This is a genomic window from Pseudomonas sp. GW822-FHT07A10 (assembly GCF_058798795.1).
The window spans coordinates 51,786-65,621 of the sequence record NZ_JBXAKV010000001.1 but is presented as its reverse complement, the minus strand read 5'-3'; the positions used below and the strand labels follow the sequence as shown (position 1 = coordinate 65,621).

Genomic DNA, 13,836 nt, shown 5'->3' with positions numbered 1-13,836 from the left:
CCGATGAACACCACCGAAAGCCTCAAGGACTACCAGCGCGTTCGCACCCTGGCGATCCGCTCGCTGTTCGAGATCATCGAGCAATCGAGCGAAGGCACGGTGATTGTCGACCGCGATGCGAACATCGTCTGGATGAACGAGCGCTATGCCCGGCGATTCGGCCTGGAGTCGGCCGCCGGTGCCATCGGCAGGGCCTGTGAAAGCGTGATCCCCGGCAGCCTGTTGCGTGAGGTGGTGCGCACCGGACGGCCGATCCTGCTGGACATGCAAGACACCCCCAAGGAACCGCTGGTGGTGATGCGCCTGCCGATTCACGACGATGCCGGCGCGGTGATCGGCGCCATCGGTTTTGCCCTGTTCGACGAATTGCGCAGCCTGTCGCCAATGCTCAAGCGCTACCTGAGCATGCAGGAAGAACTGGCGTCCACCCGCTCGCTGCTGCGAGCACGGCAGACCAAGTACAACTTCGCGCACTTCATCGGCACCAGCGCCGCCAGCCTCGAAGTCAAACGCCGCGCCCGACGCAGCGCCAGTGCCGAGTCGCCGGTGTTGTTGCTCGGTGAAACCGGCACCGGCAAGGAACTGCTGGCCCAGGCGATCCACGGCGCATCGCCCCGGGCGCATAAGGCCTTCGTCAGCATCAACAGCGCAGCGATTCCCGAGTCGCTGCTGGAAGCCGAGTTCTTCGGCACCGCACCCGGCGCGTTCACCGGCGCCGATCGCAAGGGCCGCGCCGGCAAGTTGCAAATCGCCCAGGGCGGCACGCTGTTTCTCGACGAAATCGGCGACATGCCGCTGCCGTTGCAAAGCAAACTGCTGCGGGTGTTGCAGGAAAAGGAATTCGAACCGGTAGGTTCCAACGAAGTGATTCAGAGTGATGTGCGCGTGATCGCAGCCACCTCCACTGACCTGGTAGCAGCGATCAAACGCGGCGAGTTTCGCGCCGATCTGTATTACCGCCTCAATGTGCTGCCGATCCAGGTCCCGCCCCTGCGTGATCGCCTCGACGACCTGCCGGCCCTTAGCGAAGCAATCCTCGAAGAGCTGCGCAGTCAGCATGAATTGAACCGCGAAGCCCTGGAATTGTTGGGGCAACACGCCTGGCCGGGGAACATTCGTGAACTGCGCAACGTGCTGGAACGGGCGGCGCTGCTCAGTGATGACTTGATGCTGAACGCAGCGGATATCCGCGCGGCGATTGGCAGCTTTACCCCGGTGGAGCGTGCGGCGTCTCTGCCCCTTGAGCCGATTGCCCATGAAACCTTCAGTGAGGCTCGTGAACGGTTTGATCGGCAGTTGATTGAATCGACCCTCGCGCAATGCGGTGGGAAGGTGATCGAAGCGGCGGCGCGGTTGGGGCTGGGACGGTCGACGTTGTACAAGAAGATGGCGGCGCTGGGGATTGCTGAGTCTCCATAAAGAGACATTGATCTCCATGGGTAGACAGCGCCTCTTCGCGGGCAAGCCTCGCTCCTACAGGTCGTGCAATTTCGTAGATAACCACACTCCCGCAGGAGCGAGGCTTGCCCGCGAAAGCGTCAGCACAATCGCCAAAAGTCTCAATACAGAGACAAAAATCACCAAAATCACTTCACAAACAAATAATCTCCTTATATTTCAATAGCTTAGATATCTGGCACGAAACCCGCTATAGCCCTCCCACCAAGCTTCACCCTACAAAAATAACAATCCTGGAGAGACACACCATGAGTGTGATCATTGCCTTGGCAGCCCTCGCGCTGCTGATGGTGGCTGCTTACCGTGGCTACAGCGTTATCCTCTTTGCCCCGATCGCCGCCCTCGGCGCCGTCCTGTTCACCGACCCTTCCGCCGTCGCCCCCGTCTTCACCGGGGTGTTCATGGAAAAAATGGTCGGCTTCGTCAAACTGTATTTCCCGGTATTCCTGCTCGGCGCGGTGTTCGGCAAGCTGATTGAGTTGTCGGGTTTCTCCCGCTCCATCGTCGCAGCAGCGATTCGCTTGCTCGGCACTCGCCAGGCGATGCTGGTGATTGTGCTGGTCTGCGCCTTGCTCACCTACGGCGGTGTGTCGCTGTTTGTGGTGGTGTTTGCGGTGTACCCGTTTGCCGCCGAGATGTTCCGCCAGAGCAATATTCCCAAACGCCTGATCCCGGCGACCATCGCCCTCGGCGCGTTCTCGTTCACCATGGACGCCCTGCCTGGCACGCCGCAGATCCAGAACATCATCCCCAGCACCTTCTTCAACACCACCGCCTGGGCGGCGCCGTGGCTGGGTGTGATCGGCACGATTTTCGTGTTCTGTGCCGGCATGCTGTTTCTGCAGCGCCAGCGTAACAAGGCCCAGCGCACGGGTGAGGGTTACGGTTCAGAGCTGCGCAACGAACCGGAAACCGCACCGGACATCCAACTGCCTAATCCGTGGATCGCGCTGTCGCCGCTGTTGCTGGTGGGCCTGATGAACCTGCTGTTCACCCGCTGGATTCCAGAATGGTATGGCAAGACCCACAGCCTTTCGCTGCCGGGCATGGCCGCTCCGGTGACCACCGACATCGCCAAGCTGACGGCGATCTGGGCGGTCCAGGCGGCCTTGCTGGTGGGCATCATCATGGTGCTGGTGTTCGGCTTTAAGGCGATTCGTGGCAAGTTGGCCGAAGGCAGTAGAAGTGCGGTCAGCGGCGCGCTGCTGGCGGCGATGAACACGGCATCGGAATACGGTTTTGGGGCGGTGATCGCCTCGTTGCCAGGTTTTCTGGTGCTGTCGGACTGGCTCAAGAGCATTCCCAACCCGTTGGTCAATGAAGCGATCACCGTGACCTTGCTGGCCGGCATCACCGGCTCGGCGTCAGGCGGGATGAGCATCGCTTTGGCGGCGATGTCCGAGAGTTTCATCAGCGCTGCCCACGCCGCCAATATTCCGCTGGAAGTGCTGCACCGGGTCGCGGCGATGGCCAGTGGCGGCATGGACACCCTGCCGCACAACGGCGCGGTGATTACCTTGCTGGCGGTCACCGGGTTGACCCACCGCGAGGCCTACAAAGACATTTTCTGTATTACGCTGATCAAGACACTCGCTGTTTTTGTGGTGATCGGTACTTTCTACGCCACTGGCATTGTGTGAGGTATTCATGACGACTCTTTCGGGCAAGACCGCACTGGTCACCGGTTCCACCAGCGGCATCGGTCTGGGGATCGCCCTGAGCCTGGCCAAGGCTGGCGCCAACCTGATCCTCAACGGTTTCGGCGATGCGTCCAAAGTGATTGCCGAAGTAGAACAATTCGGCGGCAAGGTCGGCCATCACCCCGCCGACGTCAGCGACCCCACACAGATCGCCGACATGATCGACTACGCCGAGCGTGAGTTCGGCGGCGTGGATATCCTAGTCAACAACGCGGGCATCCAGCACGTGGCGGCGGTGGAAGATTTTCCGGTGGAGCGCTGGGATTCGATCATTGCGATCAACCTGTCGTCGGTGTTTCACAGCACTCGTTTGAGCTTGCCGGGGATGCGCGCCAAGGGCTGGGGACGGATCGTCAACATCGCTTCGGTGCACGGCCAGGTCGGTTCGGTGGGCAAGGCGGCATACGTCGCGGCCAAGCATGGCGTGATCGGCCTGACCAAAGTGGTCGGCCTGGAAACTGCCACCACCAACGTTACCTGCAACGCCATTTGCCCAGGCTGGGTGCTGACGCCGCTGGTGCAGAAGCAGATTGATGATCGCGCCGCGACCGGGATCGACCCGCAGCAGGCGCAACACGACTTGCTGGCCGAGAAACAGCCCTCCCTGGAATTCGTGACGCCGCCGCAGCTGGGTGAGTTGGTGCTGTTTTTATGCAGCGAAGCCGGTAGCCAGGTGCGTGGCGCAGCGTGGAATATAGATGGTGGGTGGTTGGCGCAGTAGCCTGCCGCCATACCCTGTGGCGAGGGGGCTTGCCCCCGTTGGGGCGCGAAGCGGCCCCCAGATAGACGCCGCACCCTCGCTGATGCACAGTGAGTCGAGCGGGCGACTGCTTCGCAGCCGAACGGGGGCAAGCCCCCTCGCCACAAAAGCGCTCTTGCCACAAAAGCCTGTGTGTTATGCATAAATAAGAAGAGGCCAAGCCATGTCCGACATCCTCTGGCAACCCGGCACCGAGCGCATCGGCAAGTCCCGCATGGAGGCCTTCCGGCGTTTCGTCAATCAGCGACACACCCTTGGGATCGCCGACTACCCTGCCCTGCACCAATGGAGCATCGACCAGCGGGAAGCCTTCTGGCAGGCCATCGTCGATTTCTTTGACATCCGTTTTCACGATCAGCCAGACGCGGTGCTGATCGAGGGCGCGCAAATGCCCAGCGCCCAGTGGTTCCCCGGCGCTACCTTGAACTTCGCCGAACACCTGCTGCGCCGTCGTGACGATGCCGTGGCAGTGGTCGCCATCGGTGAAAACGGCCAACGGGAACAGCTGACCTGGACCGAACTGGCAAGCCACGTCGCCGGTTTTCAAAATAGCCTGAAAGCCGCCGGTGTCGGCCTCGGCGACCGCGTGGCGGCGTGCATGCCGAACACCTGGCAAACCCTGGTGGCCATGCTCGCCACCACCAGCCTGGGCGCGATCTGGTCCTGTTCTTCACCGGATTTCGGCACCCACGGGGTGATCGATCGCTTCGGCCAGATCGAACCGAAAGTGCTGATCACCTGCGCCGGCTACCGCTACGCCGGTAAAGAGATCGACCAGACCACCAAGGTCAATGAAATCCTCGGACAGTTGCCGTCCTTGCAGCAATTGATTGTTGTGCCTTATGCGCGTCCTCAAGCGCGCATCGAGGATTTCCGCTGCCAGGCCAACGTGACGCTGTGGGACGATTTTTACGACCCGGGCGGCGAGCCGCAATTCGTTCCCGTGCCTTTCGCCCATCCGCTGTACATCCTCTACTCCAGCGGCACCACCGGCGTACCGAAGTGCATTGTGCACGGCACCGGCGGCGTGCTGCTGCAACACGTCAAGGAACATGGCCTGCACACCGACCTCGGTGCCGGTGACCGTTTGTTCTACTACACCACCTGCGGCTGGATGATGTGGAATTGGCTGGTCTCGGCGTTGGCCGTCGGCAGCGCCGTGGTGCTGTATGACGGCTCGCCGTTTCATCCAGGGCCGGAGCGCTTGATCGACCTGATCGACGACGAACGCCTCAACGTCTTCGGCACCAGTCCGAAATTCCTCACTGCGCTGGAAAGCAATGGCTTGAAGCCGTGCGACAGTCATGACCTGAGCAGCCTGAGAACCATCCTGTCCACCGGCTCGGCGCTGTCGCCGCAAAGCTTCGATTACGTCTACCGCGCGTTCAAGTCCGACCTGTGCCTGTCTTCGATGTCCGGTGGTACCGATATCGTTTCGTGCTTTGTGATTGGCAACCCGGTCCTGCCGGTGCGCCGTGGTGAGATGCAATGCAAGAGCCTGGGCATGGCGGTCGAAGTGTGGAACGACGATGGCAAGCCCGTGATCGGTGAAAAAGGCGAACTGGTGTGCACCCGGCATTTTCCGGCCATGCCCATCGGCTTGTGGAACGACCCGCAACAGGAAAAGCTGCGCGCTTCGTATTTCAGCCTGTTCCCCGGCGTCTGGGCCCAGGGCGATTACGCCGAACAACTGCCCCATGGCGGCATGCTGATCCACGGCCGCTCCGACGCGGTGCTCAACCCCGGCGGCGTACGCATCGGCACGGCGGAAATCTACCGTCAGGTGGAGAAAGTCCCGCAGGTGCTGGACAGCGTGGCCATCGGTCAGCAATGGCAGGATGACGTGCGAGTGGTGTTGTTCGTGCGCTTGCGCGAAGGCGTCGAACTGGACGAAGCGCTGCAACAACAGATCCGCCAGGTCATCCGCGCCAACACCACGCCACGGCATGTGCCAGCGAAGATTGTCGCGGTGACGGACATTCCGCGGACCATCAGCGGCAAGGTGGTCGAGTTGGCGGTGCGCAACGTGGTGCATGGCCAGAAGGTGAAGAACACCGATGCACTGGCCAACCCCGAAGCCCTGGAGCAATTTCGAAACCGCCCCGAACTGAATGACTGACGCCGGCGCTAGTCCACCAAACCCCATTCACCCGGCGGTGCATGGGGGGTGGGCGCGGCCTCGGCGTGCATTTTCAGGCGCAAGCGCAAGTTGTTCACCGAATCAGCATGCTTCAACGCCTCTGCCTCATCGATTGCGCCCTCGGCAAACAGCGCGAACAGCGCCCCGTCAAACGTCTGCATCCCCACCTCTGAAGACTTCTCCATGATCCCCTTGAGTTCGCCAAACTCATTGCGCCGGATCAGGTCGCCGATGGTCGGCGTTCCCAGCATCACCTCCACCGCCGCCCGACGCTGCCCATCGCGGGTACGCACCAGGCGTTGGGAAACAAACGCCTTGAGGTTGTTGCCCAGGTCGTTGAGCAACTGCCCCCGGCGCTCTTCGGGAAAGAAATTGATCACCCGATCCAGCGCCTGATTGGCGTTGTGCGCATGCAACGTGGAAATTACCAGATGACCGGTATCGGCAAACGCCAGCGCGTGCTCCATAGTCTCGCGGTCACGGATTTCGCCGATCAACACCACGTCCGGCGCCTGGCGCAACGTGTTTTTCAGCGCGGCGTGGAAACTGCGGGTATCGACGCCGACCTCGCGCTGATTGACGATCGACTTCTTGTGCCGATGGATAAACTCGACCGGGTCTTCGATAGTGATGATATGGCCACTGCTGTGGCGGTTGCGGTAATCGATCAGCGCTGCCAGCGAGGTCGACTTGCCCGAGCCGGTCGAACCGACGAACAGCATCAGCCCTTGTTTGAGCATCACGGTTTCAAGCAGCACCGCTGGCAAGTTGAGGTCTTCGAAGCGTGGAATGTCGAGTTTGATGTTGCGCGCCACGATGGAAACATCATTGCGCTGCTTGAAGATATTGAGCCGGAAACGCCCGACCCCGGGCAGGGAAAGTGCCAGGTTCATTTCCAGGTCCCGATCGAACTCCAGGCGCTGTTCGGCGTCCATGATGGACGCGGCAATGGCCGCCACTTCTCCCGGCTTGAACGGTTGATCGGTCAGGGCTTTGAGCACACCGTCAAATTTCGCGCTGGGTGGCGCGCCCGTGGACAGGTAAAGATCGGAGCCATGGCGGCTGGCCAGAATCTGCAGCAGTGCATCGATTTCCATGGCAAAAAGCACCCACGAAGCATTCAATAAAAAAATGACCCCATGCGGGTCATCCAGCGTCTACCGCCTTGCAAGGATAGTAGACGCCGCCACACTGACTCATGCGCAGGACATGTAGATGAACGCACCACCGACCGCCAGCGATGCCCAGGCCTTGATTGCCCGACTGGACTGGACAAACAACCCGCTGGGCGCCGCCGAAAACTGGCCGCAGAGCCTGCGCACCGCGGTGGACATCGTGATCCACTCGCCAATGCCGATGCTGCTGCTGTGGGGCCCGCAGCTCACCCAGATCTACAACGACGGCTTCGCCTTCCTCGCCGGCAGCAAACACCCTCACGCTTTCGGACAACCGGCGCACCAGATCTGGCCGGAACTCAAAGACTTTACCGACCCGATTTACAGCGCCGTCCTACAGGGCCAGGTGCGGACCTACAGCGAACAGCGCTTCACCTTGCAACGCGACGGTCGGGATTCTGACTTCTGGCTGGATTTGACCTACAGCCCCATTCGCAATGAAAGCGCCGAGGTTGCCGGGATATTGGTCACGGCCATCGAAACCAACGAACGCCGCCGCATCGCCCTCGAACTGGAACAACGCTCCGCCGCCAGCCTCAAGGCCCAGCAAGACACCGAGCAGCGCCTGCAACTGGCACTGGCCGCCACCGATGCCGTCGGCACCTGGGACTGGGACATTGGCGAAGACCGTTTCATCGCCGATGCACACTTCGCGCAATTGCATGGCGTCGATCCGGCCATGGCCAGCCAGTTGCCGATCAGCGAATACCTCCACGGCGTGCACCCGGAAGACCGCGCCATGATCGCCCGCAGCATCAAGCACTGCATCACCCATGGCAGCGAGTACGCCGAGGAATATCGCTTGCTGCAAGCCGACGGCCAGTTGCGCTGGGTGTTTGCCCGGGGTCGTTGCTACAAGGACCACCATGGCCGGCCGATCCGCTTCCTCGGCGCCGCGCTGGACCTGACCGAACGCAAACACATCGAACAGGCCTTGCGCCAAAGCCAGACCGAGCTGCAACTGATCATCAACGCGATGCCGATCCTGATCAGTTATGTGGACCGCGAAGAACGCTTTCGCCTGAACAATGCCGCCTATCTGGAATGGTATGGCCTCACGCCCCAGGAGCTTTACGGCCGCACCATTCGTGAAGTGCTCGGCGATGAAGCCTATGCCCTGCGCGCCGAATACATCGCTGAGGCGCTGAAAGGCAAGACCTGTTGTTTCAGCATCAGCGCCGATCACCGCGATGGCAGCACCCGCCAGGCCCTGATGAACTACCTGCCACGCCACGGCGCAGACGGCGCGGTGAATGGTTTCTACATCTTCGTGATCGACGAGACCGAGCGCAAACAGACTGAAGAGGCGCTGCGCAACCTCAACGAAACCCTGGAAGAACGCGTGAGCGCTCGCACCCAACAACTGGCCGAAGCCAATCAGCGACTGCAGAACGAGATGTTCGAGCGTGAGCGTGCCGAAGACGCCTTGCGGCATGCGCAGAAAATGGAAGCGGTCGGCCAGCTCACCGGCGGCATCGCCCATGACTTCAACAACATGCTCACCGGGATCATCGGCAGCCTCGATTTGATGCAGCGCTACATCGCCGATGGGCGCGCGGCCGAGATCGGTCGCTTCACCGAAGCGGCGGTGTCCTCGGCCCATCGCGCCGCCGCCCTGACCCATCGGTTGCTGGCATTCTCAAGGCGTCAGTCACTGGATCGCAGGCCACTGGACGCCAACCAGCTGGTGCATTCCCTGGAAGACTTGCTCAGCCGGACCAAGGGCGATCACATCGAGCTCAAACTGAAGCTGGCCGATGAGGTCTGGCCGGTCAGTACCGATGTCAGCCAACTGGAAAACGCCTTGCTCAACCTCGTGATCAATGCCCGGGATGCGATGCCCGATGGCGGTGAGTTGTTGATCGAAACCGCCAATGTTCACCTCGATGGCAGCGACGTCACCCCGCTGGAGCCGGTCAGGGCCGGGGATTACCTGATGATTGCCGTCAGCGACAACGGTGCCGGCATGACCCCATCGGTACTGGCCAAGGCCTTCGATCCGTTCTTCACCACCAAACCCATCGGCCAGGGCACCGGCCTTGGGTTGTCGATGATCTATGGTTTCGCCCAGCAATCGGGTGGGCACGTCAGCCTGCACAGCCGGCCGGGCCAGGGCACCAGCGTTCGCCTGTATTTGCCACGGTTGCACGTCGCCCTGCCGGAACACGCTCAGCTGCCCCTCGCAGGTGAAGCACCGCCAGCGGTTGCCGGTGAAACCGTGGTGTTGGTGGAAGACGATCCGGCAGTGCGCATGCTGGTGCTCGACCTGCTCAAAGAGTTGGGTTATCACGCCCATGAAGCCGAAGATGCGCAGAGCGCCCTGCCCTTGCTGGAGTCCGACCTGCGGGTCGATCTGCTGGTAACCGATGTCGGGCTGCCGGGCATGAACGGTCGGCAATTGGCGGAAATCGCTCGTCAGCACCGCCCGGAACTCAAAGTACTGTTCATTACCGGTTATGCCGAGAAAGCCGCCGAACGCCAGGGCTTCCTGGAGGAAGGCATGGACATGGTGGCCAAACCCTTTTCCATGGACCTGTTGGCCAACAAGATTCGCACGATGATCGGCCAAGCCGGCTGAGTTAAGGCATAATCGCGCGCCCCACGCTGGCACCAACATAGCCACCACCGTTGCAAGGTACTGCCCATGAAAGCCCAAGCCCGCCATATTCTGGTGAAAACCTCGGAAGAAGCCGAGCAGCTCAAACAACGCATCGCCAAGGGCGAAGCCTTCGATGTGCTGGCCAAGAAATACTCCACCTGCCCGTCCGGCAAACGCGGCGGCGATCTTGGCGAAGTACGGCCCGGGCAGATGGTCGGGGCGATCGATGCGGTGATCTTCAAAAAACCGCTGCGGGTGGTGCATGGGCCGATCAAGAGCAAGTTCGGGTATCACTTGGTGCAGGTGTTTTACCGGGACTGATCGGTTGGCTCGATGTACAGGGTGAGGCTTGCCTGTGGCGAGGGGGCTTGCCCCCGTTCGGCTGCGAAGCAGTCGTAGATCCTGCGCACTCGGTGTGTCAGGTCGATCAAGGTCACAGGTTTTGGGGCCGCTTCGCGGCCCAACGGGGGCAAGCCCCCTCGCCACAAAAACCACAGCCACCACAGGCATTGCATTTCAATCTTTGGGAATCAACGCCCCCGGCACTTGAATCACCCGGCTCGCCAACCGATGCCCCGCTTCAGCAGCCTCGACCGGGCTCCCGCCCTTGAGGCGGCAAGCCAGATACGCCGCGCTGAACGAATCCCCCGCCGCCGTGGTGTCCACCACCCGTTCAACCACCTGCGCCGGCACTTCGAACGACTCGCCGTCACAGCGAATCAGACACGCCTCGGCACCGCGTTTGAGCACCACTTCGGGCGTGCCCATCTGCTCATAAGCGGCAAACACCGCCGCGCAATCGAAAAAGTGGAACAGCGCCTGCTCGTCATCAACCGTCAGCAACGCCAGGTCGACATAGGGCAACACTTTACGATAAGCCGCTCGTGCGTCCTCGACCGAAGCCCACAGGCGTGGTCGATAATTGTTGTCGAACACGATCCGCGCATCCCGCTGCCGGGCTTCGATCAGGGTCTCCAGAAGCTTCTCCCGGCCCTGCTCACCGAGCACCGCCAGGGTGATGCCGCTGAAATACAGCACGTCGTAATCCGGCAGTGCTGCCAGGATCGGCGCGGCCGCCGGGGTGGTAAAGCAATCGCGCACGGCCGCTTCATTGCGCCAGTAGAGAAAACGCCGCTCGCCGGCCGCATCGGTCTGGATGCAATACAGACCGGGCAAGCGACCGGGCAACCGCTGAACCATATCTAGCCCGATATGTTCGCTGGCCCAACTCTGGCACATCGCATCGCTGAAACTGTCGTCACCCAGGGCAGTGACGTAATCCACCGTGCCGCCATCGCCCAGTTCACGGGCCAGATAGACCGCGGTGTTCAGGGTATCGCCGCCGAAGCTCTGTTGCAGAGAGCCGTCGGCGCGCTGCTGCAGTTCGATCATGCACTCGCCGATCAGGGCGATGCGCGGGATGTTGGGGCCCAGAGGGCTGATGTTGTTCATGTTGTGGGGGCTCTTAGAAACAGGTTTCCATGGTCTCGATAACATTCAGCTGCTCATCCACCAGACACCCGATACGCCACTTGTCGAACGTCAAACACGGGTGCGAAGTCCCGAACGAAATGATATCGCCCACCCGCAACTCAACCCCCGGCGCCACGGTCATGAACGCGTGCTGGTCCATCACCGCCGTCACCTTGCAGGCACTCACATCATCGCCGGTCGCCGGCACCACGCCGGCCTTGTAACGCAGCAACGGCACCGGCAAACCGGCGTCGTAGGCCACGTCGCGCTTGCCCAGGGCGATCACCGCAAAACCCGGTTCGGGCAACGACTGCACATGCGCCCAGACTTCCAGCGCCGGGCGCAAACCTTCGTGCAGGTCGCTGCGACGGTCGAGCACGCAGCATTGCGCTTCTTTGTAGATGCCATGGTCGTGGGCCACGTAACTGCCAGGGCGCAGCACGCTGAGGAAACGCCCGCCGGCATTCTGCGCTTCGAACGACTCGGCGATCAGGTCGTACCAGGCCGAGCCCGACGCGGTGATGATCGGTTTGGCAATCGCGAACGCGCCGCTGTCCTGCAACTGCACCGCCAATCGCACCAAGGAGGCTGCGAACTCGCGGATGCCGCTCACCGCATGATCACCGTGAATCACCCCTTCGTAGCCCTCGATACCGGTCAGCGCCAACGCCGGTTGAGCGTTGATAGCCTTGGCCAGTGCCAGCACTTCGGCTTCGGTGCGGCAACCGCAACGACCGCCGACCACGCCGTACTCGATCATCACGTTCAGGCGCACGCCGCGCGAGGCGAAAAACGCGCCGAGGTCGGCGACGTTATCCGGGTGATCGACCATGCAATAAAAATCGAAAGTCGGGTCTGCCAGCAGGTCGGCGATCAGCGCCATGTTCGGCTTGCCGACCAGTTGATTGGCCATCAGCACCCGGCGCACGCCATGGGCGTAGGCCGCACGGGTTTGCGTGGCACTGGCCAGGGTGATGCCCCAGGCACCGGCGTCCAGTTGGCGACGAAACAGCGCCGGGGTCATGCTGGTTTTACCGTGAGGTGCCAGTTCCGCGCCGCTGTGGCTGACGAAGTCCTGCATCCAGCGAATGTTGTGTTCCAGCGCGTCGCGGTGCAGCACCAGGGCCGGCAGGCTGACGTCCCGCACCAGGTTGGCGCCGGTTTGCGCATAGCCCTTTTCCATGGCGGCGGTATTGATGGCAGTAGACATGGTCGATCTCCTCACACACGGCCGCAGGCAGCCGCTGTTATTCGTTGATACGCCGGGCGAGGCTGTTGGCGCTGTCGATCAGCACCCGGCGATAGTCGTTGTAATTGTTCTTCGCATCGGCCCGTGGGGCGACGATGCACAGGGTCGCGATGGCCACGCCGTTCGGGTCTTTGACCGGGGCGGCGAAGCAATGGGTAAAGGTGTCGGCGACGCTGTCGAAGGAAAAGAATCCGTCGATGGCGGCCTGGCGGATCTCCCGGAGAAATTGCTCCAGCGGCAGGCGTTCGCCGTCGGGCAGGATGAAATCGTCGGGGTCGATCAAATCGACGATCTGCTGATCGCTCAGGTGCGCCAGCAGCAGGCGCCCGGAAGCGGTCCAGGGGATCGGCGCGTTTTCGCCGATGTCCGAGGAAATGCGGAAATGCCGCTCACCCTCTTTCATCAATGCCACGGTGTATTTGCGTCCGTTGAGCAGGCACATCTGCGCGGTTTCGCGGGTCTGGCTGACGATTTCCTGCAAGGCGTAATCGGCCTCGCGGGACAGGTCGAAATGACGCAGATGCGCTTGTCCGAGGAAGTACAGCTGACGACCGAGGTAAACGTGACCTTCCTTGCCCACGGGTTCGAGGATGCGCCGCTCCAATAAGGACGCAACCAGTTCGTAGACCGTGGATTTCGGGCTGCCAATGCCGCTGGCGATTTCGTTCGGGCGCAGGGGCTGGCCGATTTCCTTGAGGAAATCGAGGATGTCGAACGCCCGGTCCAGACCGCGAGCCCGGCGCTTGATGGTGTCTTCGGTCATATCTTCAGGTTCCCATTCAGAGTGCCGGGAGTTTACCCAGAAGGCCGCCTTCGCGGGCAAGCCTCGCTCCTACAGGATTTCACTGTTTGTAGGAGCGAGGCTTGCCCGCGAAGAATCCACCGCGATTCAGGCCTTCTTCTTGTAGGCGATGCAATCAATCTCGACCTTGCAATCGACCATCATGTTCGCCTGCACGCAGGCCCGGGCTGGGGCGTGTTCGCTTTTGAAGTACTCGGAAAACACCTTGTTGAAACTCCAGAAGTCCCGCGGGTCTTCCAGCCACACGCCCGTGCGCACCACGTCTTCGAGCCCGTAACCGGCCTCTTCCAGAATCGCGATCAGGTTTTTCATGGTCTGGTGAGTCTGCTCGACAATCCCGCCCACGATGATTTCACCGTCCACCGCCGGCACTTGGCCGGACACGTGCAGCCAGCCATCGGCTTCGACGGCACGGGCAAAAGGACGGGGTTGGCCGCCACCGGCGGTGCTGCCGGTGCCGTAACGAGTAATGCTCATGGG

At 61.5% G+C, this 13,836-nt stretch carries 11 protein-coding genes; 6 read left to right on the top strand and 5 right to left on the bottom strand.

The window, feature by feature from the left end; all coding sequences use genetic code 11:
* Positions 1 to 3: 3 nt before the first annotated feature.
* The 4 genes from AC1RL4_RS00250 to AC1RL4_RS00235 all read left to right on the top strand — a co-directional run bounded on the left by AC1RL4_RS00250 (position 4) and on the right by AC1RL4_RS00235 (position 6,037).
* The gene (locus AC1RL4_RS00250) at positions 4 to 1,419 is read left to right on the top strand and encodes a sigma-54 interaction domain-containing protein (RefSeq protein ID WP_026331596.1); all 1,416 of its coding nucleotides are present in this window, start codon (positions 4 to 6) and stop codon (positions 1,417 to 1,419) included.
* Between the two features lie 287 nt (positions 1,420 to 1,706).
* Complete coding sequence (locus AC1RL4_RS00245) at positions 1,707 to 3,098, top strand: GntP family permease (RefSeq protein WP_230172108.1); 1,392 nt, start codon at positions 1,707 to 1,709, stop codon at positions 3,096 to 3,098.
* Positions 3,099 to 3,105: 7 nt separating this feature from the next.
* Positions 3,106 to 3,879 (top strand): 3-hydroxybutyrate dehydrogenase, encoded by a 774-nt coding sequence (gene hbdH / locus AC1RL4_RS00240; protein WP_230172107.1) that lies wholly within the window; start codon positions 3,106 to 3,108, stop codon positions 3,877 to 3,879.
* 202 nt (positions 3,880 to 4,081) lie between these two features.
* Entirely contained in the window at positions 4,082 to 6,037 is a 1,956-nt protein-coding gene (locus AC1RL4_RS00235) for an acetoacetate--CoA ligase (protein ID WP_230172105.1), read from the top strand.
* Between the two features lie 8 nt (positions 6,038 to 6,045).
* On the opposite strand, the gene AC1RL4_RS00230 is transcribed toward AC1RL4_RS00235, so the two are convergent.
* Positions 6,046 to 7,155 (bottom strand): PilT/PilU family type 4a pilus ATPase, encoded by a 1,110-nt coding sequence (locus tag AC1RL4_RS00230; RefSeq protein ID WP_019578499.1) that lies wholly within the window; start codon positions 7,153 to 7,155, stop codon positions 6,046 to 6,048.
* 118 nt (positions 7,156 to 7,273) lie between these two features.
* On the opposite strand from AC1RL4_RS00230, the gene AC1RL4_RS00225 reads away from it, so the two are divergent.
* Together AC1RL4_RS00225 and AC1RL4_RS00220 are read left to right on the top strand one after the other, a co-directional pair.
* Positions 7,274 to 9,811 (top strand): PAS domain-containing hybrid sensor histidine kinase/response regulator, encoded by a 2,538-nt coding sequence (locus AC1RL4_RS00225; RefSeq protein ID WP_230172097.1) that lies wholly within the window; start codon positions 7,274 to 7,276, stop codon positions 9,809 to 9,811.
* A 66-nt stretch (positions 9,812 to 9,877) separates the two neighbouring features.
* Positions 9,878 to 10,153, top strand: a complete 276-nt coding sequence (locus tag AC1RL4_RS00220) for a peptidylprolyl isomerase (RefSeq protein WP_007933743.1) — start codon at positions 9,878 to 9,880, stop codon at positions 10,151 to 10,153.
* A 195-nt stretch (positions 10,154 to 10,348) separates the two neighbouring features.
* Here AC1RL4_RS00220 and AC1RL4_RS00215 read toward each other — a convergent pair whose 3' ends face one another.
* From AC1RL4_RS00215 to AC1RL4_RS00200, 4 genes are all read right to left on the bottom strand, one after another.
* The gene (locus tag AC1RL4_RS00215) at positions 10,349 to 11,284 is read right to left on the bottom strand and encodes a sugar kinase (protein WP_204125548.1); all 936 of its coding nucleotides are present in this window, start codon (positions 11,282 to 11,284) and stop codon (positions 10,349 to 10,351) included.
* A 13-nt stretch (positions 11,285 to 11,297) separates the two neighbouring features.
* Positions 11,298 to 12,515: an amino acid deaminase gene (locus tag AC1RL4_RS00210; RefSeq protein ID WP_028940942.1), complete on the bottom strand. Its 1,218-nt coding sequence runs from the start codon at positions 12,513 to 12,515 to the stop codon at positions 11,298 to 11,300.
* 37 nt (positions 12,516 to 12,552) lie between these two features.
* Complete coding sequence (locus AC1RL4_RS00205; RefSeq protein WP_019578495.1) at positions 12,553 to 13,317, bottom strand: IclR family transcriptional regulator; 765 nt, start codon at positions 13,315 to 13,317, stop codon at positions 12,553 to 12,555.
* A 126-nt stretch (positions 13,318 to 13,443) separates the two neighbouring features.
* Complete coding sequence (locus AC1RL4_RS00200) at positions 13,444 to 13,833, bottom strand: RidA family protein (RefSeq protein ID WP_018927658.1); 390 nt, start codon at positions 13,831 to 13,833, stop codon at positions 13,444 to 13,446.
* Positions 13,834 to 13,836 lie beyond the last annotated feature (3 nt).

What these genes read in the sequence shown, in the direction of transcription:
- hbdH (WP_230172107.1), top strand. Translation starts at nt 3,106, where the DNA reads ATGACGACTCTTTCGGGCAAGACCGCACTGGTCACCGGTTCCACCAGC.
- AC1RL4_RS00235 (WP_230172105.1), top strand. Translation starts at nt 4,082, where the DNA reads ATGTCCGACATCCTCTGGCAACCCGGCACCGAGCGCATCGGCAAGTCC.
- AC1RL4_RS00200 (WP_018927658.1), bottom strand. Translation starts at nt 13,833, where the DNA reads ATGAGCATTACTCGTTACGGCACCGGCAGCACCGCCGGTGGCGGCCAA.
- AC1RL4_RS00220 (WP_007933743.1), top strand. Translation starts at nt 9,878, where the DNA reads ATGAAAGCCCAAGCCCGCCATATTCTGGTGAAAACCTCGGAAGAAGCC.
- AC1RL4_RS00215 (WP_204125548.1), bottom strand. Translation starts at nt 11,284, where the DNA reads ATGAACAACATCAGCCCTCTGGGCCCCAACATCCCGCGCATCGCCCTG.
- AC1RL4_RS00205 (WP_019578495.1), bottom strand. Translation starts at nt 13,317, where the DNA reads ATGACCGAAGACACCATCAAGCGCCGGGCTCGCGGTCTGGACCGGGCG.
- AC1RL4_RS00225 (WP_230172097.1), top strand. Translation starts at nt 7,274, where the DNA reads ATGAACGCACCACCGACCGCCAGCGATGCCCAGGCCTTGATTGCCCGA.
- AC1RL4_RS00230 (WP_019578499.1), bottom strand. Translation starts at nt 7,155, where the DNA reads ATGGAAATCGATGCACTGCTGCAGATTCTGGCCAGCCGCCATGGCTCC.
- AC1RL4_RS00210 (WP_028940942.1), bottom strand. Translation starts at nt 12,515, where the DNA reads ATGTCTACTGCCATCAATACCGCCGCCATGGAAAAGGGCTATGCGCAA.
- AC1RL4_RS00250 (WP_026331596.1), top strand. Translation starts at nt 4, where the DNA reads ATGAACACCACCGAAAGCCTCAAGGACTACCAGCGCGTTCGCACCCTG.
- AC1RL4_RS00245 (WP_230172108.1), top strand. Translation starts at nt 1,707, where the DNA reads ATGAGTGTGATCATTGCCTTGGCAGCCCTCGCGCTGCTGATGGTGGCT.